This is a genomic window from Salmonella sp. 3C, from assembly GCF_025426275.1.
GTDB lineage: Bacteria > Pseudomonadota > Gammaproteobacteria > Enterobacterales > Enterobacteriaceae > Salmonella > Salmonella enterica.
In genome coordinates this window covers 2,441,054-2,463,845 of record NZ_CP104858.1, presented here as the reverse complement: position 1 = coordinate 2,463,845, position 22,792 = coordinate 2,441,054, and the positions used below count along the sequence as shown (strand labels likewise).

Below are 22,792 nucleotides of genomic sequence, written 5' to 3'. Positions count from 1 at the left end.
GCGGCGCTCTCCGTATGCCAAATTACGTTTTGCCATTTTTGGGTCTACCGTGGCTATTAGTAAGGTAGTAAGGTCTCAGGAGAGAAGAATGAGTCTGCAATCTGTACGGCAATTTCTGGCCGATCATGCTCCCGATATTGAAATTATCGAATTAAATCAAAGTACAGCGACTGTCGAGCTGGCAGCCAAAGCGCACAACGTAGAGCCAGGGCAGATAGCTAAAACGCTCTCGCTTAAAGTAAAAGACACCATTATCCTGGTGGTCGCGAAAGGCGATGCCCGCCTGGATAATAAGAAGCTTAAAACCACTTTCGGCGCAAAAGCCCGTATGTTGAGCAGCGATGAAGTGGTCAATGCAACCGGACATCCTGTCGGCGGCGTATGTCCTTTCGGGCTGGAGCACCCGCTGCCCGTTTATTGCGACATCTCTCTGAAGGGGTATAACGAAGTATTGCCTGCCGCAGGCGCCACGCACAGCGCGGTACGCATCACGCCGGAAAGAATGGCTGAACTGACATCGGCGACCTGGGTAGACGTGTGCCAATAACGTGCCTGGCCCCCGGATTCCCCGAACAAGCACGGCGCATCCGGCGCGGGCTATACCCGATGCTGGAGCGCGGTAGCATCTCCGGCGCGCAGATATAACAGAATATCCGCCGCATCGAGTAACCCGGCATCAGAACTCACGCCCAGCTTGGACATCACATTAAACTTATGCGCCCGGATAGTCTTAATGTTACGTTCTAACTGGACGGCAATTTGCGGCATTGAGTAGCCGTTCGACATGAAACGCAGAATCTCCCGCTCGGTTGGACTAAGCATACAATTCTGGTGAAGTTCCCAAAGATTGTCTGTACGCTCCGTTGTCCGCCGGGCGCTATTAAGCGATGTAAATAAGGCATCCTGTAAAACATCCAACGGCGACGCTTTGCTGATGACCCCATCCAGCGGCAGCGGGGATAGCGCGCTGATTAAGCGGGCTTCAGCATCATCATCGGCAATCACCAGACGCCGCATATGGGGATAATTTATCGCCAGTTCCGTCAGACTGGATAATCCTGTCCGGCGTTCAGTTCTTAACGCAGAAAGAGAAAAAATAACGGCAGAAAACGGCGTCTTTAGCGCAGCCTTATAAAACGTGGATGGTTTTGAAAAAATATGAAGCGTATGTCGGCAATCCGGCATTGCATCAAATAGCCCTTTAATACCAATGGTGCTCATCACGCATTTTTCTACGAGCGCAACATTTCTCTTGCTGATTCTGTTTTCCATTCCATAGTTTCTCCATATACCGAAGGTAGGTTCAATTCTCTGGCTCCCTGAGAACTGTTTATCCATGCATACATCTCTGCATTACTGTGTATTGATAAGCGTCGCATGGCGCTATTTTTTTGGGCGCTAATTGTTTTATTACTTTTTTTAAGTAACGCCGCAATTTGGTTAATGCCCCACCCTTTTCCTAAAAGGCGTAATACTTTTCGTTCAGACAGCGTAAGGACAATCGGCCTGTCGTGGGACTGCTGAATTTCAGACGGTACCTGAGGCGATAATAATGTTTTGCTTATTCTTTCTGAGCGAGCGTTTCCCGCATGGATAACGCTAATAAGATTCTCGATTGGCTCTTCGTCTGAAAGCAAGGTGCTGACGGGGCCCATCAGGAGATCAACTGCATGTGGATAGCAGGATTTAGGAACCAGAAATACCCAATGTATGTCGCGATATTGCGAGAGTAAGCTATAAAAATATTCGCAGATAGCGCGGGGAGAGGCATTGTTAACTGCTAAATCAGCAATAACTAAATTACTTCGGCGTAGCTGTAGCAGCGTTAGCTCTTCTATCGTACGGCAATACGCCAGTTTATAATCGGGGAAATTACCTGTTATAACCCCTTTAAGGCCTTCCTGTATAAGAGGGGTTTTACTGATAATAAGTCCATTTTTGCAGCATCCTGGCAGCATAATTCCTCCGCACCCACGCCGCCCCCTTTCATTGCCCCATTAATAAAAACACTATTAACAATGAGCGCAAAGAAATATAGACCGAGTGGATTAATTATCCTTGTTTTATTTTTAAATATCTAACATTGATTGCGCTACAATCCACATAGCACAAAAACATGAAATCACTATCGCATAGTTACTCATAAAACCAGAAGCAAGACAATTAAATTAACTAAATTTGCACATTAGTAATTCTAACGAAAACTCATCATATTAATAAATTTAAAATATGAGTTCGCTCTTTATTCATATTGCTAAGTCCTAAAACAAAAGCCCAACAATACTGTCTACAATCCATAAAACCCATGTAATATCTGCGAATTACACTAAGTCATGCCTAATTTTACGCCCGCTGCTCACGCCATTGTGGTTAAACCATTAATGCATATCGTTGATAAAATTCACCACATCATTGATTCAAAAATGAGCGGCCAGGCTGGCATAATGCCTCTATTCTGGAAACGGACATACGAGAACCGTCGCCCATAAGGATATCCTGCCTGTGACGAAGCGCACGTCTCAAGAAGCTTATGCGTTGCGTCTGGCGGCTGACGTTTTTATCAACAAGAAATTGATCTTAACCAACGCCATCATGCCTGCGCTTCGTGTTAAAAAGGAAGCCTCTGTCATAGTGGCGGCGCATAGAATGTCTTTTTGGACAGGACGAGTCATGCAAGAAGAGCAATCAATTCAACGAGCAGTAACACGGTTATGTATTCAATGCGGGCTGTTTTTATTGCAGCACGGGGCGGAAAGCGCACTGGTTGATGAGCTTTCCACCCGCCTCGGTTTGGCGCTCGGTATGGATAGCGTCGAAAGCGCGATCTCCTCTAACGCCATTGTCCTGACGACCATTAAAGACGGACAATGTCTGACATCGACACGTAAAAACCAGGATCGCGGCATTAATATGCACGTCGTCACGGAGGTTCAGCATATCGTTATCCTCGCGGAACATCGTCTGCTGGATTACAAAGGCGTGGAAAAACGCTTTAGCCAGCTCCGCCCGCTGCGTTATCCGCGCTGGCTGGTGGCGTTTATGGTCGGTCTTTCCTGCTCCTGCTTTTGTAAGCTGAATAATGGCGGCTGGGATGGCGCGGTTATCACCTTTTTCGCCAGTATGATAGCCATGTATATCCGTCAGATGCTGGCGCAGCGGCATTTACATCCGCAGATCAATTTTTGCATTACCGCCTTTGTCGCTACCACGATTTCCGGGCTGATGCTCACTCTTCCCGCCTTTAGCCAGACGCCCACTATCGCCATGGCGGCAAGCGTACTGCTACTGGTGCCGGGCTTTCCGCTGATTAATTCCGTCGCAGATATGTTTAAAGGACATATTAATACCGGGCTGGCGCGCTGGGCTATCGCCAGCCTGTTGACACTAGCCACCTGTGTGGGCGTAGTGATGTCAATGACAGTATGGGGGCTACGAGGATGGGTATAATCGACTTTTTACTGGCGCTAATGCAGGACATGATCTTGTCTGCGATCCCCGCCGTCGGGTTTGCGATGGTCTTTAATGTTCCCCACCGGGCGCTTCCGTGGTGCGCGCTACTGGGGGCGCTGGGTCATGGCTCGCGTATGCTAATGATGAGCGCTGGCTTTAATATCGAATGGTCGACGTTTATGGCTTCGCTGCTGGTCGGCAGTATTGGTATTCAGTGGTCACGCTGGTATCTCGCTCACCCTAAAGTGTTTACCGTCGCGGCCGTGATCCCGATGTTTCCGGGGATTTCCGCCTATACCGCGATGATTTCCGCAGTAAAAATTAGCCATCTGGGCTATAGCGAACCGATGATGATTACGCTGCTGACCAATTTTCTGAAAGCCTCTTCCATTGTTGGCGCGCTCTCAATTGGCCTCTCTGTACCGGGATTATGGCTGTACCGCAAACGCCCCCGCGTGTGAATGGTGGAACGCCTCCTGCTGTTCTTACAGGTCTGTGTGGTACTATAAAAACAGTCGCCCTTCTCGGTTGTTGTTCCATATTGAGAAACATTATGTCTTCCAGAATTTTAACGTCGGACGTCATCGGTATTGACGCCCTTTTACACGATCATCATGCTGTGCTGGCGAAGTCAACGGGCGGCGCAGTGGCGGTATTCGCTAATAATGCGCCTGCCTTTTATGCCGTGACGCCTGCACGCATGGCTGAACTGCTGGCGCTTGAAGAAAAGTTATCACGTCCGGGAAGCGATGTGGCGTTAGACGCACAATTTTACGAAGAACCCGAAGCCGCCCCCGTTGCGATTCCCTGCGGAAAATTCGCCATGTATCCCGCCTGGCAACCGGATGCGGATTTTCAGCGTCAGGCTGCCCTTTGGGGCGTGGCGCTTCGGGAGCCGGTCACCGCAGAAGAGCTGGCGGCGTTTATCGCCTACTGGCAGGCGGAAGGTAAGGTTTTTCACCATATCCAGTGGCAGCAAAAGCTGGCGCGCAGCGTGCAAATCAGCCGTTCCAGCAATGGCGGAATGCCGCAGCGCGACATCAATAGCGTCAGCGAACCTGACAATCATATTCCACCAGGTTTTAGGGGGTAACGATGAAAAATATTGGCGACCTGATGCAGCGTCTACAAAAAATGATGCCTGCGCATATTACACCGGCGTTTAAAACGGGCGAAGAACTGCTGGCGTGGCAGAAAGAGCAAGGCGAGATCGGGGCGGCGGCGCTGGCGCGGGAAAATCGGGCGATGAAAATGCAGCGCACCTTTAACCGTTCCGGCATTCGACCGCTGCATCAGAACTGCTCGTTTGATAACTATCGGGTTGAGTGCGACGGACAAATGAACGCGTTAAGCAAAGCCCGACAGTACGTTGATGAGTTTGACGGCAATATCGCCAGCTTTGTCTTTTCCGGCAAGCCTGGAACCGGTAAAAACCATCTCGCCGCGGCTATTTGTAACGAGCTGCTGCTGCGCGGAAAGTCGGTACTGATTATCACCGTAGCGGATATTATGTCAGCGATGAAAGACACGTTCAGCAATCGGGAAACCAGCGAAGAGCAGTTGCTTAACGATCTGAGTAACGTTGATCTGCTGGTGATCGACGAGATCGGCGTGCAGACCGAATCCCGCTATGAAAAAGTGATCATCAATCAAATTGTCGATCGTCGTTCCTCGTCAAAACGTCCCACCGGCATGTTGACGAACAGCAATATGGAAGAGATGACGAAAATGCTTGGCGAACGCGTCATGGACCGTATGCGTCTCGGCAACAGTTTATGGGTTAATTTTACCTGGGACAGTTACCGCAGCCGGGTGACGGGTAAAGAGTATTAAATTGCAACGTGCTCCAGGGCGATACGACGCCTGGCTGGCATAACACAGGTGATTACCATGAATACAGCGAAACATGTTCTGTGCTGCGCGGCGATCGCCAGCGTACTGATTTCCACCAGCGGTATTGCCGCCAGTCAGCTAAGCGCTCAGGGCGCGAACGCACAGCAGGGCGGGATGTCGCTTTCTGCGCTAACCGGTCTGCTCAGCAGAGGTGCCCAGTCGCTCAGCGCCGATAATATGAATAATGCCGCCGGTATTTTGCAGTACTGCGCCAAACAGAAACTGGCGTCCGCTACCAACGTGGAAAACGTTAAAAATCAGATTCTGAACAAGTTGGGGTTGGATACCACACAGCAGGAGCAGGACACTAACTACCTGAACGGCCTGCAAGGGTTGCTCAAGACGAAGGACGGCCAGCAGTTGAACCTCAATAATATCGGCAGTACGCCGCTGGCGGAAAAGGTGAAAACCAAAGCTTGCGATCTGGTATTGCAGCAAGGGCTGAATTTCCTCTCCTGACTGCGTTTTTCTGACCGTGCGCCACGCCGGGACGCCCTGATAAAAGCCGTGTTTTGGCCCTTTACCCGCCAACACGGCATTAACCCGATTTTTCTCTTCGTCTTTTCCTGTTATTAACCGCTATGGCAGGAAGTGATGCCGATCAAAAAACCAACTTTCTAAACTCATTCTAAATAACAGCGCCGTGTAAAGTTATTAGAATTGCAGCAATGTGACATCGCTATTACATTGTTAGAAATTTTTTCCTGCCAGCGATAAGCCTGGTTTATTGAGGATCGTCAGTTGTCCGAGTTGCTCTCTGTCGCTCTGTTTCTCGCCTCTGTGCTGATATATGCCTGGAAGGCGGGCCGTAACACCTGGTGGTTTGCCGCCACTCTCACGGTGCTGGGACTTTTTGTCATTCTGAATATTACCCTGTATGCCAGCGACTATTTTACCGGCGACGGGATCAACGACGCAGTGCTTTATACGCTCACGAATAGTCTGACGGGAGCGGGAGTCGGCAAATATATTCTGCCGGGAATCGGCATTGCCCTGGCGTTAGTGGCGGTATTCGGCGCGCTGGGATGGGTACTACGCCGCCGCCGTCACCATCCTCATCATGTCGGTTACAGCCTGCTGGCGTTACTGCTGGCGTTGGGTTCGGTCGACGCCAGCCCGGCGTTTCGCCAGATTACCGAACTGGTAAAATCACAAATGCGCGATGGCGATCCGGATTTTGCCGTTTATTATAAAGAACCAGCAAAAACCATTCCTAATCCGAAGCTCAATCTGGTCTATATCTACGGCGAGAGCCTGGAACGGACCTATTTTGATAATGACGCGTTCCCCAATCTCACGCCAGAGTTGGGCGCGCTGAAAAATGAGGGGCTGGATTTCAGCCATACCATGCAACTGCCGGGAACGGATTACACCATCGCCGGGATGGTGGCTTCCCAGTGTGGTATTCCGCTGTTTGCGCCGTTTGAGGGCAATGCGTCCGCGTCGGTTTCCAGCTTCTTCCCGCAGAATATCTGCCTCGGCGATATTCTGAAAAACTCCGGCTACCAGAACTATTTCGTGCAGGGCGCTAACCTGCGTTTTGCCGGGAAAGACGTGTTCCTGAAATCACACGGATTTGATCATCTGTACGGCGCTGAAGAGCTAAAAACGGTGGTGGCGGACCCGTCTTATCGTAACGACTGGGGCTTCTACGACGATACGGTGCTTGATGAGGCATGGAAGAAATTTGAAGCGCTTTCCCGCTCAGGCCAGCGCTTTTCGCTGTTTACTCTGACCGTAGATACCCATCACCCGGACGGTTTTATCTCGCGGACCTGCAACCGCAAACGCTACGATTACGACGGTAAGCCCAACCAGTCCTTTAGCGCCGTAAGTTGCAGCCAGGAAAACATCGCCGAGTTTATCAACAAAATCAAAGCGTCACCGTGGTTTAAAGATACCGTTATCGTCGTCTCTTCCGACCATCTGGCGATGAATAATACGGCCTGGAAATACCTGAATAAGCAAGATCGCAACAATCTGTTTTTCATTCTGCGCGGCGATAAACCACAGCAGGAGACGCTGGCGGTCAAACGCAACACGATGGACAACGGCGCAACGGTGCTGGATATTCTCGGCGGCGATAATTTTATCGGTCTGGGACGTAGCAGCCTTTCCGGGCAGTCGCTGTCGGAAGTGTTCCTGAATGTAAAAGAGAAAGTGCTGGCGATGAAGCCGGATATCATTCGCCTGTGGAATTTCCCGAAAGAGATAAAAGATTTTACCGTCGATCGGGACAAAAACATGATCGCGTTTTCCGGGAGCCACTTCCGCCTGCCGTTACTACTGCGCGTATCGGATAAGCGCGTCGAGCCGTTACCGGAAAGTGAATACTCCGCTCCGCTACGGTTCCAGTTGGCCGACTTCGCCCCGCGCGATAATTTCGTTTGGATCGATCGCTGCTACAAAATGGCGCAGCTATGGGCGCCGGCGCTGGCGCTCTCTACCGACTGGTGCGTCTCGCAGGGGCAGCTTGGCGGGCAGCAAACCGTACAGCATGTCGATAAAGCGCAGTGGAAAGGCAAGACGGCGTTTAAAGAGACGGTCATCGACGTGACGCGTTACCAGGGCAATGTCGATACACTGAAGATTGTTGATAACGACATTCGCTACAAAGCCGACAGTTTTATCTTTAACGTCGCGGGCGCGCCGGAAGAGGTGAAACAGTTTAGCGGCATTTCCCGGCCGGAGTCCTGGGGGCGCTGGTCAAATGCGCAGTTGGGCGATGAGGTTAAAATCGAATATAAAGCGCCGCTGCCGAAAAAGTTTGATCTGGTGATCACCGCCAAAGCCTTCGGTGACAACGCGAATCGGCCGATTCCGGTACGCGTAGGCAACGAAGAACAGACGCTGGTGCTGGGTCACGATGTGTCCACTATCACGCTGCATTTCAACAACCCGACGGACGCGAATACCTTAGTCATTGCGCCGCCCGCTCCCGTCTCCACCAACGAAGGTAATATTTTGGGCCATTCGCCGCGCAAATTGGGGATTGGCATGGTGGAGATCAAAGTGGTGAATGTTGAAAGTTAAAAGAGAATGTCATATATGCCGGGTGGCGGCTGCGCCTTACCCGGCCTACACATCATCTTTATCAATAAACTGGCGCACAGGCCTGATAAGCGAAGCGCCATCAGGCACTGTATATGCTACACGCCCCTTTCTGTTAATAATCGAACTGACGGTAGTAGCGACGAATATCCAGACTGTGGCCGGTATATTTCTCGAAGTGCGCCGCCAGCCGATCAACCAGCAGTGTCGAGACGACGCAGGGCGCCATGATCCAGCGGAACTCATCATCAATGCCGTCCAGCGCATACGCTTTCGGATCAATCACCACCAGGTTATCGGTAATTTTACTGGCAAAACGCTCAACGCGTTCATCCAGCGCGCGGCATTTCCCTTCCCCTTTCACCAGAATGAGCGGAACGTCTTTTTCCAGCAGCTCCAGAGCGCCGTGGAAAAATTCCGCAGAGCTGACGGGGCGCGTGCGCTTCCACTGCATCTCTTCCAAGATACACATGGAGAACAGATAGACCTCGCCCCACATCTCCGCGCCGCCGACCCACATCATATAATCGCTGTTATGATAACGGCTGGCGATAGCGTCCGCCTGCGGATCAAATTTTTGTTTCGCTTTCAGCAGATTCGCCGGCAGAATTTCCAGTTGGCTGGCGAAGCGATCGTAACTGGCGAATTCGTTATTGCGCGACAGCACGCGGAAAAACAGCCAGTACAGCAACATATATTCATATTCCACGCCATTTTTGTGACGCATCGGAATATGCCATGTCGCCGCCTGCGCCAGCGGAGAGTCCGCATTTTTGGTAATAGCGACTACGCGTATTCCCTGTGCTTTACACCACTCGGCGATCGCCACCGATTCTTTGGTATCGCCGGATTTAGACAGCGTAATAACCACAGAGTCTTTATTCAGCCGCTTATTTCCTTTATGAATTAATTCTGCCGCCTGCTCAACATAAACCGGCAACGTTGTTAATTCTTTGGCAAATTCATTAATTGCCATCATTGGCGCCAGTGAACCGCCAACAGAGGCGAAAAATAAAGAACTGAACCCGGCCTGATAAATCTCGTCAGCAACCTGTTCTGCCTTCTGGCGCGCAGCGATGATCTCACGAGCACTCGTCAGGTACTCGTCCTGATTAAAACCCAACATATTTTTCTCCTGATTGTTCAGATTTTACTTTTTAAAACGCGATCGAAATCGTCAAAAATGCGTACCGAAAGGTCGATGCCTTTCAGTGAGGCGATATGAAACGCCATGAGTTGTACCGGCACAATCAACAGTAATGGCGAGAAATGGTGATCAACCGCTACATCCAGCGCAAGCGTCTGGTCATCCTGCGCCGCCTTCGCCAGCGTGAGAGTAAAGGTTTTGGCGACCGCAGGCGTCATATACTCCCGTAGCGCCCTGGAGCGCGCGTCGGGCCGGTCCTCAAAGAAGAACATCACGTGTTCCGCATTGGCTTCCAGATACGGGCCGTGCATATAGGCTTCCAGCTCAAACCCGCTTGAGGGAACACGCACCGTCTCGGTAAATTTAGTTTCCAACTCTTTTGCCACCCCAACCAGCGCGCCGTAGCCTGTCGCCACAAAACGCGTCCCGTTTCGTAAAACGGCCTGGTGCTGGTGAATAAACGCTTCCGTACGCACGATAACCAACGGCAGGGTTGCCGCGATGCGTTGAAGCTGCGCCACATACTCCTCGACCTGCGATTCCGTCAGCTGCTGCTGACGGGCAACTAACAACGCGATAAGCAACAGATTCAGTACCGTCGCGCTAAATCCACGGGTAACAAAGCCGACGGACTCAATCCCGGTCAGAATATCCAGTGGATAATCACTGGCCTTGCCAAGAGGGCTTTGCGGATCGGCGGTCAGAGCGAATACCGGACGTCCCTGCGCCTGAACTTTACGCATCGCCTCCAGGGTAGAAGCGCTTTTCCCGCTCTGGGAAATAGCAATAACCATATCGGCTTGCGGATCGCTATTCTCATACTGGCTAAAGGTGTACGGCTCTTTAATATCGATAGAGATACCGCAGCGCTCAAAGAAATAACGGGCGCAAAAGGCGGCATTCAATGACGATCCGGTGGCTAATATCAGTATTCGTCGTAACGTTTTTTGGCTGGCGAACCGCGATACTTCTTCCAGCGACTGGCGATGGCAGCGAATAATATTCGCCAGGACGTCAGACTCTTCGTTAATATAGGTCAGCATGGTTGGTGACATTGTGTATCCCTCTTAAAATAACCCTATCCAGGAACCGAAAATTCCCACCAGCGCAATACCGCCAATGATGGTTAACGGTTTCACTTTTTTCCCTAAAAGCCAGTACACAATGGCGAAGCTAATTAACGGCAGCAGACAAGGCATGATGTCGTTAATAATGTCCTGAACATGGGTTTTCGCCTCTCCCGTACCAAACGTAATGGGAATGGTGATATCAATCATGGAGGCTGTCATCGCGCCAACCACCATCAGACCGATAATCGAGGCGCCATAGGTTAGGCTTTCCATCATTCCGCTTTGCTGAATGCGTTGCAGTACGCCGGTTCCCAGCACATAGCCCCAGCGGGTAAAGAACCAGCGGGCCAGAATATGCGGTACGTTAAACACCAGCAGAAATAAAATCGGCCCCAGAATATTGCCTTTCAGCGCCAGACTGGTACCGATGCCAGTGGCGATAAGACGCAATGTTCCCCAGAAAAAAGAGTCGCCAATACCCGCCAGCGGCCCCATTAACGACGCTTTGACGTTATCGATAGAACTGGCGTCCATCTCTTTCTGCTGGCTATTTTTCTCCTCCATCGCCACGGTAATACCGAGGATCAACGTCACAATGTGCGGCGTGGTATTAAAGAAAGCCAGATGGCGTTTTAGCGCTTCGGCAAGATCTTCTTTTCGGCTATACAGTTTCTTTAATACCGGAATGAGCGTATAGACGAACGCCAGGTTCATTTGTCGTTCATAGTTCCAGGAAAACTCCATCTGGAATGACCGCCAGAAGACGCGGCGTAAATCACGCGCGGTGACCAGACCAGTGGTTTCCGCCTGCTGGCGGTCTTTATCAGAAATCATCTTCATCGTCATGAGACGCTCCTTGCGCAGGTGCCGGTTGCGAGGCCGCAAATTTCGGTATATTGACCATCACGACGGCGACGATCGCGCCGAGAATCGCAATACCCGTCACCGGAATTTTTAAATACGCCATTAAAACAAAACCGAGGAAAAAATAGGGGGCGACCTTTTTATTAATTAATAAGCGCGCCAGCATGGCAAAACCCAGCGCGGGAATAATACCGGTGGCAACGCTTAATCCATGTTTAATAAATTCTGGAATGGCATCCAGAAAACCTTTAACCATATTCACGCCCGCTAAATAAGAGACCGTGACGATAATCCCCAGCATCAGCGACAGCCCAATGCCGGAGATTAAATGCATACGCTCAATGCCCCGGGTATCCCCCACCTCAGCGTAAGCATCGGCTTTATGACAGAGCAACGGAATAAACATTCCGTTATAGATATTTTTCACAATTAACGCCAGTGTCGCGATAGGCAAACCTAATAACAGCGCGGTTTCCGCCCCAGCGCCGGAATTAATCGCAAAGGCCACACCTAAAATACCGCCAGTGACCACATCCGGGGGCAGCGACGCGCCCACCGAAAAGGAACCGATAAACGCCAACTCCAGCGTCGCGCCCATCACAATTCCGGTTTCCATGTCGCCCAGCACCAGTCCGGTTAAAAGTCCGGTCACGATAGGTCTGGAAATCAGCGACGTCCCTAATGCATATTCAGACTGGGCGATAAACGCCACCAGTCCAAGTAAAAGCGCCTCTACCATAATATGTCCTCAGGAGGGTATCCGCTCAGGCAAAAAGTTGTTTACGATCGTTAGGCACCAGCCGAATTTCTATCTCTACTCCGCCAGCCGCCAGCTCCCGAAGTTGAGTCATTTCATCCGCTAACAGATTGATGGCTTTAGCAATATTCTGGCTCCCTTCACGTACCTTCGTGCCGCCTAAATTAATACTTTTAATGTCGGGTAATTCGCGCGCCAGCCGGTACGCATCCGCCACGGATTCAACAACAATAAAAAGTTTATATTTATCGGTAACGCCGCTTTTTATCGCTTCAATTGAATCGGCAATATTTTTAATAACCAGCTTCACCGCGGGCGGCTTCGCCATCTTAATGGTGGTTTTACGCAGGTCATCATTAGGTACGCTGTCGTTGGCAATTAAAATACAGTCTGCGCCAACGTACTGCGTCCAGGAAAAGGCGACCTGTCCATGTAATAAACGATGATCCACCCGTAAAAAAACAATCATGACGCTTCCTCCCCTTAAAAATCTTTATCGCTTTGCATGGCGCTGGTGATAGTTTGATTGCAGTACTGAATATTTTCTTTTGAATCCGCTAACGCCGTCATTATGGTATGCGTGGTATTGCCATCGTTTTCCGACATAAAGAGATCGATAACCAGCGGCAGGTTAATCCCTGCCAGCAGATGAAAATTTTCCCGTGATAAATAACGGACAAATTCGTTATTCACGCTGCCGGCAAAAATATCGGTCAGCGCAATAATTTCATCTTCCGGCGGGATCCGGGCAATTAGCGTATCTACCTGCTGGCTTAAATCCACGCTCTCTTCAACGTAAGCGCACAGCGTCCAGACATTTGACCGTTTGCCTAAAATCAGCTCCACGGAGTTTAAAACTCCGCTGGCCAGCGTGCCGTGGCTGGCGAAAATATAATGTCTCTTCATCCTGACCTCTAAAACACATTCCACTGTGATAAAAGAGAGCAAGCGGCGTGCCAGAAAAAGTGGCGCGCCGAAAAAAGATGCGGGTTAACAGAGGGAAATAGTTAAAACTGTTGATCTTGCTCGATAAGTTCTGTTTCGAAGGTCAGGATATTATGAATATAGCCAAGCTCGGCGGTGGGGATTTTGACACTGTAGTTACTCTCAATGACACTAAACGCTTCCCGTAGCCGATTCAGTTCCTGTTCCGGACACTGTTGCCCACTCCAGGCAGTAATGCCCGCATGGCGGATCAGACGCTCAATCAGGCAACTAATATGCACATAGAGCGCCACCTTTCTTTCATTCGAGACGGTAACGCCCGCCAGATGCTCATAGCGCAGCAGAAACTGCTCAACGTGGTTGATGACTTTGCTGGTGTCGAGGATGGTGACGGATTCGATCACTCGTCGGAGCGAGAAATTTTTCAGCAGCAGGTTGTTGATCTCCGCCACCTGCTCCGGAGTGGTTAGCGAACCAAACAGCCGCATCAGGTAGTGGTTCCCCTCGCCGGAGATCAGCGAGTCGAGCGAAATCCACGGCACGCTGGCGATGTGCGGGTCCAGCGTGCCAACTATCGCCAGTACGTCGTAGCGCATAAATACCGGCTCCTGGGTTTTATTGTTCGCCAGCATCGCATAATCGCAGGCGACGACGTCAATCTCCAGCGCCTGTGGAATACTGGCGCTCAGCAATGCGCAAAGATTCGTCGCCACACCGATACCGGTCGCGCAGGTGGTCAGTATGGCGCGCGGTTTGTTGCTTTTCGGCCAGTAGAGCTGATACTCGACCGGCACATCCCGGGCGATATCGCGGGCGATCTCTTCAATAAAATGCCCCTGTAAAATACGCTCCCCTACATACAGGGCCATGCTGGTCGAGACGTTGTTGATAATCGTCACCGGCGTGGAAAGCGCGCGATCAAAATGGCGATGAATGGCCTTGAGCGATCCCATATCCACCAGAATCATCAGGCCGTAGGCGAGCGGATGCTCTTCCAGATAGCGCATCACCTGCTGCGCTATCGCCTCCGGCGTGACGTCCAGCGGCATATCGAACGATTCAAAAATCGTATTTTTCAGTAGCCGGTTGGCGACGTTGGCGATACTGCTGGCGGTGGCATAGCCGTGCGCCAGAATCACCGCATGCGTCACCTGTTTTTGGTTGTTAGCCCCCTGTTTATGCAGCCAAAGCGCCAGCAGCAGCATATCAATGCGTCTCGGCTCCAGATCCAGCTTCTGGCCCAGCGTCTCCAGAATTTGTAAACAAAAGCTGTACAGTAGCGGATATTTCTGGGCGAGGAAGGCGTCCAGTTGGCGGATCTGCTCGCTGTTGAGACGAGAAGGCGCCAGTGCGGTACGATGGATTAAATAGTGGCTAAGCGCGTAAATACAGTTGCCGTTAAGCTGCATATTGAAGCGCTTCTCCAGACGATAAAACTCTTCCCGCACCTGGCTTGTAATTAACAGCAACCGCTGTGAGTGCACATTATCGTCGCCGGTAAAAATCAGGCGATCGAAGAGGGTCTCAATTTCATCGCCCATTCTTTTTTGTACCGTCTCCCACCCCTCTTTCCCGCTACGTACCAGCTCGTACAGCGCCAGCACATGACACTGCGTATCATGGATCATGCCCTGCATCTCGTCGCGGGCGCGCAGCAGCCAGGTAAGGTTCGTGTCGGGCGAGATGCTCACCGGCGTGTCGTCCGCCAGCGGTTCATTCAGTGACGGCAATGCCGACAGCATGGCATCCGGCAGATCGTGCAGCGACACGGTAACGGTTTCCTGCCCAGGCTTTTTCGCCCATGCCGTCGCCACCGCATACTTCACCACATTTTTCAGCTCGCCGACGTTGCCGCGATAAACATATTGATTGAGGATCTGCAACAAACGCGGTTTGAGGATAAGCGTGGCCGAAAGTTTTTTCGCCTCCGTCCAGAAAAACAGTAAGATCAGCGCCTCTTTTTCCTGGCGGCTACGGTGCTGGAGATCCGGCAGGTTGACCTGAATCGGGATGCGTCGCAAAAATGTCGTCAGAAAGGTACTGTGTATCTCTTCGGTCGTCGCAAATACCAGACGTACCGAAACCGGATGCCCCTGCGCGGTGTCGCCTACCCGATAAATTTCACCACGATCGAGCCAGGTAAAGAGCTTCTCCTGCCCTTCGGCGCTCAGCCGGTGGACTTCATCCAGAAATAACATGCCGCCGTCAGCCACCTCGAACGCGCCCGGTCTGTCGCTCTGCGCGCCGGTAAACGCGCCCTTCACATAGCCAAAAAGATTCGCAGCCAGCAGTTCGGGATTGCTCGCATACTGGGCGCAATTAAAACTGATAAATGGCGCATCCGGCGACAGAAGCGCCTGGGCGATGGCATATTCGTGCATGAGCTGCGCCAGATAACTTTTCCCGGTGCCGCTTTCGCCGGTCATCAGTAGCGGCAGTCCGCCGTCGGGATAAAACAGCGCGGTTTTCAGTTGCTCAATCGGCCGCTTCAGGCTTTCGTTATGACCAATCAACAGAGAAAAGTGATCGTCCGGCGCGCACTCCTGTTCCCCGTGCGCTAACAGCTCCGCGACGCTGGCGTATTCATTACGCGAAAGGGTAAAAAACTGTTGGCTAAATGCCTGCTTATGCAGGAAATAGACAGGACGGGTATTGATTTTGCAGAGCACGCCCTGCGCCACCAGTTGGTTCAGATAATGGCTGGCGGTATTACGCTGCATATTAAAACGCTGCGCCAGATAGCGCGCGGTAAACACCTCACTGACATTTTCCGGATCAAAAAAATCCGTTTGGTTCATCAGGAAAGCAAGCAGGGCATCTTTGCGCATCGTATCCTCTCACGATTACCACATCAGCAATTATGATGCCGCGAAACAAGGCTCTCCTGCCGTGCGTTCTCTCGCTTTATTCATTTTTTGTGGATCACCGCACACCTTCACTCAACGTTGGATTAGCGCGCGATATCAGAAAAGAGAGAAGGAAGCGGCGCACGGCCTGGCGTATGAATCACGCTGCACCATGCGCCTGATGCTGGTTTAAAATCGGCCTGCGCGGACTGCCAGGCCTGGTAAGCGCTACGCCATCAGGCAAAAGTGTGAACATCTCATCCGGCCTACGGTCGTCTGTAGGCCGACTGTTCACCATACGCCCTTAAAACGTTTCCCAATTATCGCTGCCGTCGGCCACAGCGGCCTTTGGTGACGACACGGCTGCCGGGGTTTTTACCGCAGCCACATCACGCGCACGCTGCTGTTGCTGTTGAATACGGAACACCGCGACGGCCTGGGTCAGACGGCTGGCTTGCTCTTCCAGCGCCGCAGCCGCGGCGGCGGACTCTTCCACCAGCGAGGCGTTCTGCTGCGTTACGCGATCCATCTCCGCTACCGCCAGGCCCACCTGGTCGATACCACGGCTTTGCTCGTCAGACGCCGAGGCAATCTCGCCCATGATATCGGTCACGCGGGTCACTGCATTGACGATCTCATCCATGGTTTCACCGGCGCTTTCGACCAGCGTCGAACCTACATCAACACGGCTCACGGAATCCTCAATCAGACTCTTGATCTCCCGCGCTGCCTGCGCGCTCCGCTGGGCCAGATTACGGACTTCACCGGCCACCACCGCGAACCCGCGTCCCTGCTCGCCTGCGCGCGCCGCTTCTACCGCCGCATTCAGCGCCAGGATATTGGTCTGGAAAGCAATACCGTCGATTACGCTGATAATATCGGCGATTTTCTGCGAACTGGAGGCGATATCGCGCATTGTTTGTACGACGTTATCCACCACTTTGCCGCCTTTTTGCGCTGTTTCAGAGGCGCTCAATGCCAGGTGACTGGCCTGACGGGCGTTTTCGGCGTTCTGTTTCACGGTGGCGGTCAGTTGTTCCATACTGGCGGCGGTCTCTTCCAGAGACGCTGCCTGCTGCTCAGTACGGGAAGAGAGATCGTTGTTGCCCATCGCAATCTCGCTGGCGCCGCTATAGATCGCATTCGCGCCGTTACGTACATCGCCAACGGTACGCATCAGTTCACTTTGCATATGACGCAGGTTTTCAGCCAACTGCCCCATTTCGTTGGAGCCTTCCACGTCGATACGCTTCACCAGATCGCCGCTGGCGATATGACGAATGCTTTCAATCAGACGATTCATCGGGGCGATAAGCGACAGTTTGATGCCGAACCAGACGGCGATAATGACCACCAGAACGGCAATCAGCACACTGACCAGTACCCACATCGCCTGGTTGTAGGAACTGTTGTTATCCTCAACAGCAATATCGTACAGACGATCGTTTTGCTGCATATAGGCCATGTACTGCTTCTCAAAAGCGTCCTGATAGCTTTGAGTCGGTTGATCAAAAAACTCGTTAATCTTACCCGCGCCAAGAAGCTGAATAAGCTCCGCCAACGCGCCGTGGTAGATATCATAGGTTCGTTTGATCTCAAGGAAAGCCGCTTCACTCTGACGTGGATCGCGTGGTAACGCCTCATACTGCGCCCAGTTTTTTTCGGTCAGCTTCAGCGTATTGGTCGCCCCCTGCATCAGTTCAGCGACAGTTGCGCCGCTGCCAATATTGCTCTGGTCCATCATCCAGCGGATACCCGCGCGATTCAGGGTATTACGCGTTTGCAACAGCTCCACCCAGGTTGCATTCAGGGCAGACTGCTGCTGACGAATGGTTTGCAATACGGTGAAGTTTTCTTTGTCATTCTTCAGCGAGTTGAAGAACAGCCCGCCGGATGTCAGTTGTAAAAGGCCAAATAGCGCCAATACCAGCAGTAAGCTGGTAACAATTTTAATTCGCTTTAACATGTTTTCTCTTTCCGCTAGACAGATACAGAATTTTCGGCCTGGAAAGGGAAAACTTTATGGGATGCGCGCCATTAATATCACGATTAGCTCAGTGAAGTCGTTATGACGCCCCGCGCAACAAGGATCGTCCCATTTTATATCGTGATCTCAATCACATAAAATAGCCCACGCCCTCCTCCGCGAAACCGCTTACCGGTACGTCCGACCGCTTAAACCGCCATACAACCACTCACTGATTTACCTAACTTTACGCGCGCGATGATCTGGCAAGATCCTCTCAGCATAGCAGTCAATCTACCTCCTCAAACACGAACTCAATGTCCACCCAGCTTCGGCTGATAATTAAACTTACAACCAGGTTTTACTATGGATACGAAAAAGATATTCAAGCACATACCCTGGGTGATTCTCGGAATCATCGGTGCTTTCTGCCTCTCGGTCGTTGCCCTACGTCGGGGTGAACACGTGAGCGCCCTGTGGATCGTGGTCGCTTCCGTTTCCGTCTATCTGGTGGCTTACCGCTACTACAGCCTGTACATCGCCCAGAAGGTCATGAAACTCGACCCGACGCGCGCGACGCCGGCGGTTATCAATAACGACGGCCTGAACTACGTGCCGACTAACCGCTACGTGCTGTTTGGTCACCACTTCGCCGCCATCGCTGGCGCAGGTCCGCTGGTCGGGCCGGTATTGGCCGCGCAGATGGGCTATCTGCCGGGGACACTGTGGTTACTGGCGGGCGTGGTGCTCGCGGGCGCAGTGCAGGACTTTATGGTGCTGTTCATCTCTTCCCGCCGTAACGGCGCCTCTCTTGGCGAGATGATCAAAGAAGAGATGGGTACCGTTCCAGGCACCATCGCGCTGTTCGGCTGCTTCTTAATCATGATCATCATTCTCGCGGTGCTGGCATTAATCGTGGTTAAAGCGCTGGCCGAAAGCCCGTGGGGCGTCTTCACCGTCTGCTCCACGGTGCCGATTGCGCTGTTTATGGGCATCTACATGCGCTTCCTGCGTCCGGGACGCGTAGGCGAAGTCTCCGTTATTGGTATCGTGCTGCTGGTGGCGTCTATTTACTTCGGCGGCGTGATTGCCCACGACCCTTACTGGGGCCCGGCGCTGACCTTTAAAGACACCACCATTACCTTCGCGCTGATCGGCTACGCCTTTGTTTCCGCGCTGCTGCCGGTATGGCTGATCCTCGCCCCGCGCGACTATCTCGCTACCTTCCTGAAAATCGGCGTGATCGTCGGTCTGGCGCTGGGGATTGTGATCCTCAACCCAGAACTGAAAATGCCGGCGTTGACGCAGTATGTCGACGGTACCGGCCCGCTGTGGAAAGGCGCTCTGTTCCCGTTCCTGTTCATCACCATCGCCTGTGGCGCCGTCTCTGGCTTCCACGCGCTCATCTCTTCCGGCACCACACCGAAACTGCTGGCCTGTGAGACCGATGCGCGTTTTATCGGCTACGGCGCGATGCTGATGGAGTCCTTTGTTGCAGTGATGGCGCTGGTGGCGGCCTCGATCATTGAACCGGGTCTCTACTTCGCGATGAACACCCCGCCGGCAGGTCTGGGCATTACCATGCCAAACCTGCACGAGATGGGCGGCGAGAACGCGCCGCTGATTATGGCGCAGTTGAAAGACGTTACCGCACATGCAGCGGCGACCGTCAGCTCCTGGGGCTTTGTGATTTCCCCGGAACAAATCCTGCAAACTGCGAAAGATATCGGTGAACCGTCAGTATTGAACCGCGCAGGCGGCGCGCCAACGCTGGCAGTAGGTATCGCGCATGTGTTCCACAAAGTCCTGCCGATGGCGGATATGGGCTTCTGGTATCACTTCGGTATTCTGTTCGAAGCGCTGTTTATCCTGACCGCACTGGATGCGGGTACCCGTTCCGGCCGCTTTATGTTGCAAGATTTACTGGGTAACTTCGTCCCGTTCCTGAAAAAAACCGATTCTCTGGTCGCGGGTATCATCGGTACCGCAGGCTGCGTCGGTTTGTGGGGCTATCTGCTGTATCAGGGCGTGGTCGACCCGCTGGGCGGCGTGAAGAGCCTGTGGCCGCTGTTCGGTATCTCTAACCAGATGCTGGCCGCCGTGGCGCTGGTGTTGAGCACCGTGGTACTGATCAAAATGCAGCGCACCAAGTACATCTGGGTGACGGTAATCCCGGCGGTATGGCTGCTGATCTGCACCACCTGGGCACTGGGCCTGAAACTGTTCAGCGCCAACCCACAGATGGAAGGTTTCTTCTACATGGCAAACCTGTATAAAGAGAAGATTGCCAACGGCACCAACCTGACCGCGCAGCAGATTGCCAATATGAACCATATCGTGGTGAACAACTACACTAACGCTGGTTTGAGTATTCTGTTCCTGGTGGTGGTGTACAGTATTATCTTCTACGGTTTCACCACCTGGATGAAGGTACGCAACAGCGATAAACGTACCGACAAAGAAACCCCGTATGTGCCCGTGCCGGAGGGCGGCGTGAAGATCTCTTCACACCACTAAAACTGATGCCGGGTAGCGCACAGCGATCCCGGCTAGTGTAGGCCGGATAAGGCGCAAGCCGCCATCCGGCTTTATTCATTAACAGGACGGCAGAATGTTTGATACTTTAGGTCAGGCAAAAAAATATCTCGGCCAGGCGGCAAAAATGTTGATTGGTATTCCGGACTACGACAACTATGTCGAGCACATGAAAACCAACCATCCCGACAAGCCGTACATGACCTATGAAGAGTTCTTCCGCGAACGTCAGCAAGCACGTTACGGCGGCGATGGCAAAGGCGGTATGCGCTGTTGTTAATGGAGAGACTATGACCCCGATTGCAGTTACCCTACTTACCGGTTTTCTTGGTGCCGGCAAAACCACCCTACTACGCCATATCCTCAACGAACAACATGGTTTTAAAATCGCCGTTATCGAAAACGAATTTGGCGAAGTCTCCGTTGACGATCAACTGATTGGCGATCGCGCCACACAGATCAAAACCCTGACTAACGGCTGCATCTGTTGTACCCGCTCCAACGAGCTGGAAGATGCGCTATTAGACCTGCTCGACAGCCGCGACCGCGGCGATATTGCTTTCGACCGCCTGGTGATTGAATGCACCGGCATGGCTGACCCCGGCCCGATAATTCAGACCTTTTTCTCCCATGACGTATTATGCGAACGCTACCTGTTAGACGGCGTGATTGCGCTGGTCGACGCGGTGCACGCTAACGAGCAGATGAACCAGTTCACCATCGCCCAGTCGCAGATAGGCTACGCCGACCGTATCCTGCTGACCAAAACCGACGTGGCAGGCGACAGCGAGAAACTGCGCGAGCGGCTGGCGCGTATCAACGCCCGCGCCCCGGTTTACACCGTGGTACACGGCGATATTGACCTGAGTCAGTTGTTTAATACCAGCGGCTTTATGCTGGAAGAGAGCGTGCTGGCAAGCCAACCGCGTTTCCACTTTATTGCCGATAAACAGAACGATGTGTCGTCAATTGTGGTGGAACTGGATTACCCGGTGGATATCAGCGAGGTTTCGCGGGTGATGGAAAACCTGCTGCTGGAATCAGCGGATAAACTGCTGCGTTACAAAGGGATGCTGTGGATCGACGGCGAACCCAACCGCCTGCTGTTCCAGGGCGTGCAGCGCCTCTACAGCGCCGACTGGGACAGACCGTGGGGCGACGAAACGCCGCACAGCACGCTGGTATTTATCGGGATCCAGTTGCCGGAAGACGAGATCAGAGCGGCGTTTGCGGGGTTAAGGAAGTAACCATTAAGCGCTTATCTGGCCTGGCGGGAATTTGTAGGCCGGATAAGGCGCAGCCGCCATCCGGCATCTTCGGGCTATTTCTTATTTTGCTCGCGCAGCATCGCCTCGCGCAGAATGGCATTGAGCCGCGTCTGGTAGCCTTTTCCTGGCCGTTTCAGCCACTCCATCACATCGGCGTCAATACGCACCGAGGCCTGAGTTTTTAACGGGCGAAAAAACTTATCACGCACTGCTTCAGACCACTGCCCATCCTCCGAAGCGGGAATGTCGCTGTAATCAATCTCATCATCTGATTTTTTCGCCAGCGCCTTCAGTTCAGCCTCATGCTGAGCACTCAGCGCGGATGCATTGCCGCGTTTATGTTTAACCATGCTCATAACGATTCCTCTCTTTTCTGTCTGCCTTGCGAGCGCTGATGATACGGATAACTTCAAAACCACTTTCGAACCGAACGCTATGAGCAACCAGAATGACCACAATGCCATGAACAAGGCCGAGGGTCTGCCAACGATATTCTCCATTCTCATAACGCTCCTGACGTGACAGGTGTCGGGGATCGTCAAACACCAGTACCGCATCCTCAAAGCGGACACCGTGCTTCCTCAGGTTGCTTTTAGCCTTGTTCGCATCCCATTCAAACTCCATCGGCATGTGTTTTCCCTAATTGTATATACAAAAATGTATATACAATTATCTTACGATTATACCTGGATTGTTGGAAATAGCTTCACAATTTGCGTATTCGAGATAAAAGAAAATTGACCAGAAGAGTAGGCCGCAGAAGGCGCATCCGGCATCCGGCATCCGGCATCCGGCATCCGGCATCTTCTGGCTATTTCTTATTTTGCTCTCGCAGCATCGCTTCGTGCAGAATGGCATTAGGCGTCTATCGCCTCCGTCCATTCCCCCTCCGAAAAGGGAATGATTAATTTATCATAAATATTCTTCTTCTTTATGATTTCAGTAATATTTGTTAAAATTATCAAAATAAAACGAAGTTTTTAATTTATTTGATTTTGCG

At 52.1% G+C, this 22,792-nt stretch carries 22 protein-coding genes; 10 read left to right on the top strand and 12 right to left on the bottom strand.

Translation table 11 applies throughout. From position 1 onward, the window contains the following. Nucleotides 1–88 precede the first annotated feature (88 nt). Complete coding sequence (locus tag N7E69_RS11690) at nucleotides 89–547, top strand: YbaK/EbsC family protein (protein WP_000058276.1); 459 nt, start codon at nucleotides 89–91, stop codon at nucleotides 545–547. 50 nt (nucleotides 548–597) lie between these two features. Here N7E69_RS11690 and bglJ read toward each other — a convergent pair whose 3' ends face one another. Both bglJ and N7E69_RS11680 read right to left on the bottom strand, forming a co-directional pair. Next, entirely contained in the window at nucleotides 598–1,272 is a 675-nt protein-coding gene (gene bglJ, locus N7E69_RS11685) for a DNA-binding transcriptional activator BglJ (protein ID WP_000431553.1), read from the bottom strand. After that, nucleotides 1,233–1,958, bottom strand: coding sequence for a response regulator transcription factor (locus N7E69_RS11680; RefSeq protein WP_000936669.1), 726 nt, complete (start codon nucleotides 1,956–1,958; stop codon nucleotides 1,233–1,235). Before N7E69_RS11680 ends, bglJ begins: the two co-directional genes overlap by 40 nt. 712 nt (nucleotides 1,959–2,670) lie before the next feature. Here N7E69_RS11680 and N7E69_RS11675 point away from each other — a divergent pair. The 6 genes from N7E69_RS11675 to opgB all read left to right on the top strand — a co-directional run bounded on the left by N7E69_RS11675 (nucleotide 2,671) and on the right by opgB (nucleotide 8,376). Then, nucleotides 2,671–3,447, top strand: a complete 777-nt coding sequence (locus N7E69_RS11675) for a threonine/serine exporter ThrE family protein (protein ID WP_001674846.1) — start codon at nucleotides 2,671–2,673, stop codon at nucleotides 3,445–3,447. Then, on the top strand, nucleotides 3,438–3,911 hold the full coding sequence (locus N7E69_RS11670; RefSeq protein WP_000511329.1) for a threonine/serine exporter: 474 nt from the start codon (nucleotides 3,438–3,440) through the stop codon (nucleotides 3,909–3,911). Before N7E69_RS11675 ends, N7E69_RS11670 begins: the two co-directional genes overlap by 10 nt. A gap of 92 nt (nucleotides 3,912–4,003) precedes the next feature. Next, nucleotides 4,004–4,543, top strand: coding sequence for a primosomal protein DnaT (gene dnaT / locus N7E69_RS11665; RefSeq protein ID WP_000098573.1), 540 nt, complete (start codon nucleotides 4,004–4,006; stop codon nucleotides 4,541–4,543). Between the two features lie 2 nt (nucleotides 4,544–4,545). Then, nucleotides 4,546–5,283, top strand: a complete 738-nt coding sequence (gene dnaC / locus N7E69_RS11660) for a DNA replication protein DnaC (RefSeq protein ID WP_000789238.1) — start codon at nucleotides 4,546–4,548, stop codon at nucleotides 5,281–5,283. A gap of 57 nt (nucleotides 5,284–5,340) precedes the next feature. Further along, nucleotides 5,341–5,802, top strand: coding sequence for a DUF2501 domain-containing protein (locus tag N7E69_RS11655; RefSeq protein WP_001090314.1), 462 nt, complete (start codon nucleotides 5,341–5,343; stop codon nucleotides 5,800–5,802). 282 nt (nucleotides 5,803–6,084) lie between these two features. Beyond that, nucleotides 6,085–8,376: a phosphatidylglycerol--membrane-oligosaccharide glycerophosphotransferase gene (opgB, locus tag N7E69_RS11650; RefSeq protein WP_001292722.1), complete on the top strand. Its 2,292-nt coding sequence runs from the start codon at nucleotides 6,085–6,087 to the stop codon at nucleotides 8,374–8,376. A gap of 133 nt (nucleotides 8,377–8,509) precedes the next feature. Here opgB and N7E69_RS11645 read toward each other — a convergent pair whose 3' ends face one another. The 8 genes from N7E69_RS11645 to tsr all read right to left on the bottom strand — a co-directional run bounded on the left by N7E69_RS11645 (nucleotide 8,510) and on the right by tsr (nucleotide 17,989). Further along, nucleotides 8,510–9,520 (bottom strand): SIS domain-containing protein, encoded by a 1,011-nt coding sequence (locus N7E69_RS11645; RefSeq protein WP_000900307.1) that lies wholly within the window; start codon nucleotides 9,518–9,520, stop codon nucleotides 8,510–8,512. A 17-nt stretch (nucleotides 9,521–9,537) separates the two neighbouring features. Further along, nucleotides 9,538–10,596 (bottom strand): SIS domain-containing protein, encoded by a 1,059-nt coding sequence (locus tag N7E69_RS11640; protein ID WP_000075420.1) that lies wholly within the window; start codon nucleotides 10,594–10,596, stop codon nucleotides 9,538–9,540. Between the two features lie 12 nt (nucleotides 10,597–10,608). Continuing rightward, nucleotides 10,609–11,457, bottom strand: a complete 849-nt coding sequence (locus N7E69_RS11635; RefSeq protein ID WP_000178065.1) for a PTS system mannose/fructose/sorbose family transporter subunit IID — start codon at nucleotides 11,455–11,457, stop codon at nucleotides 10,609–10,611. Continuing rightward, nucleotides 11,435–12,214: a PTS mannose/fructose/sorbose/N-acetylgalactosamine transporter subunit IIC gene (locus tag N7E69_RS11630; RefSeq protein ID WP_000228864.1), complete on the bottom strand. Its 780-nt coding sequence runs from the start codon at nucleotides 12,212–12,214 to the stop codon at nucleotides 11,435–11,437. The genes N7E69_RS11635 and N7E69_RS11630 overlap by 23 nt, the downstream gene beginning before the upstream one ends. Before the next feature lie 25 nt (nucleotides 12,215–12,239). After that, on the bottom strand, nucleotides 12,240–12,701 hold the full coding sequence (locus tag N7E69_RS11625) for a PTS sugar transporter subunit IIB (RefSeq protein WP_000634729.1): 462 nt from the start codon (nucleotides 12,699–12,701) through the stop codon (nucleotides 12,240–12,242). 14 nt (nucleotides 12,702–12,715) lie between these two features. Beyond that, nucleotides 12,716–13,138 (bottom strand): PTS sugar transporter subunit IIA, encoded by a 423-nt coding sequence (locus N7E69_RS11620; RefSeq protein ID WP_000820693.1) that lies wholly within the window; start codon nucleotides 13,136–13,138, stop codon nucleotides 12,716–12,718. Between the two features lie 101 nt (nucleotides 13,139–13,239). Next, entirely contained in the window at nucleotides 13,240–16,005 is a 2,766-nt protein-coding gene (locus N7E69_RS11615; RefSeq protein WP_001224224.1) for a sigma 54-interacting transcriptional regulator, read from the bottom strand. Nucleotides 16,006–16,327: 322 nt separating this feature from the next. Continuing rightward, nucleotides 16,328–17,989, bottom strand: coding sequence for a methyl-accepting chemotaxis protein (tsr, locus tag N7E69_RS11610; protein ID WP_000919512.1), 1,662 nt, complete (start codon nucleotides 17,987–17,989; stop codon nucleotides 16,328–16,330). A gap of 366 nt (nucleotides 17,990–18,355) precedes the next feature. Here tsr and btsT point away from each other — a divergent pair, with 366 nt between their 5' ends. The 3 genes from btsT to yjiA all read left to right on the top strand — a co-directional run bounded on the left by btsT (nucleotide 18,356) and on the right by yjiA (nucleotide 21,771). Next, nucleotides 18,356–20,506 carry a pyruvate/proton symporter BtsT gene (btsT, locus tag N7E69_RS11605; RefSeq protein WP_000379928.1) on the top strand — a complete coding sequence of 717 codons (2,151 nt, stop codon included), beginning with the start codon at nucleotides 18,356–18,358 and terminating at the stop codon, nucleotides 20,504–20,506. A 94-nt stretch (nucleotides 20,507–20,600) separates the two neighbouring features. Further along, complete coding sequence (locus tag N7E69_RS11600) at nucleotides 20,601–20,804, top strand: YbdD/YjiX family protein (RefSeq protein ID WP_000460616.1); 204 nt, start codon at nucleotides 20,601–20,603, stop codon at nucleotides 20,802–20,804. 10 nt (nucleotides 20,805–20,814) lie between these two features. After that, the gene (gene yjiA, locus N7E69_RS11595) at nucleotides 20,815–21,771 is read left to right on the top strand and encodes a GTPase (RefSeq protein ID WP_000187843.1); all 957 of its coding nucleotides are present in this window, start codon (nucleotides 20,815–20,817) and stop codon (nucleotides 21,769–21,771) included. Between the two features lie 74 nt (nucleotides 21,772–21,845). Here yjiA and N7E69_RS11590 read toward each other — a convergent pair whose 3' ends face one another. Both N7E69_RS11590 and N7E69_RS11585 read right to left on the bottom strand, forming a co-directional pair. Next, the gene (locus N7E69_RS11590) at nucleotides 21,846–22,148 is read right to left on the bottom strand and encodes a BrnA antitoxin family protein (protein ID WP_000063141.1); all 303 of its coding nucleotides are present in this window, start codon (nucleotides 22,146–22,148) and stop codon (nucleotides 21,846–21,848) included. Continuing rightward, complete coding sequence (locus N7E69_RS11585; RefSeq protein ID WP_001131963.1) at nucleotides 22,135–22,422, bottom strand: BrnT family toxin; 288 nt, start codon at nucleotides 22,420–22,422, stop codon at nucleotides 22,135–22,137. Before N7E69_RS11585 ends, N7E69_RS11590 begins: the two co-directional genes overlap by 14 nt. Nucleotides 22,423–22,792: the final 370 nt, after the last annotated feature.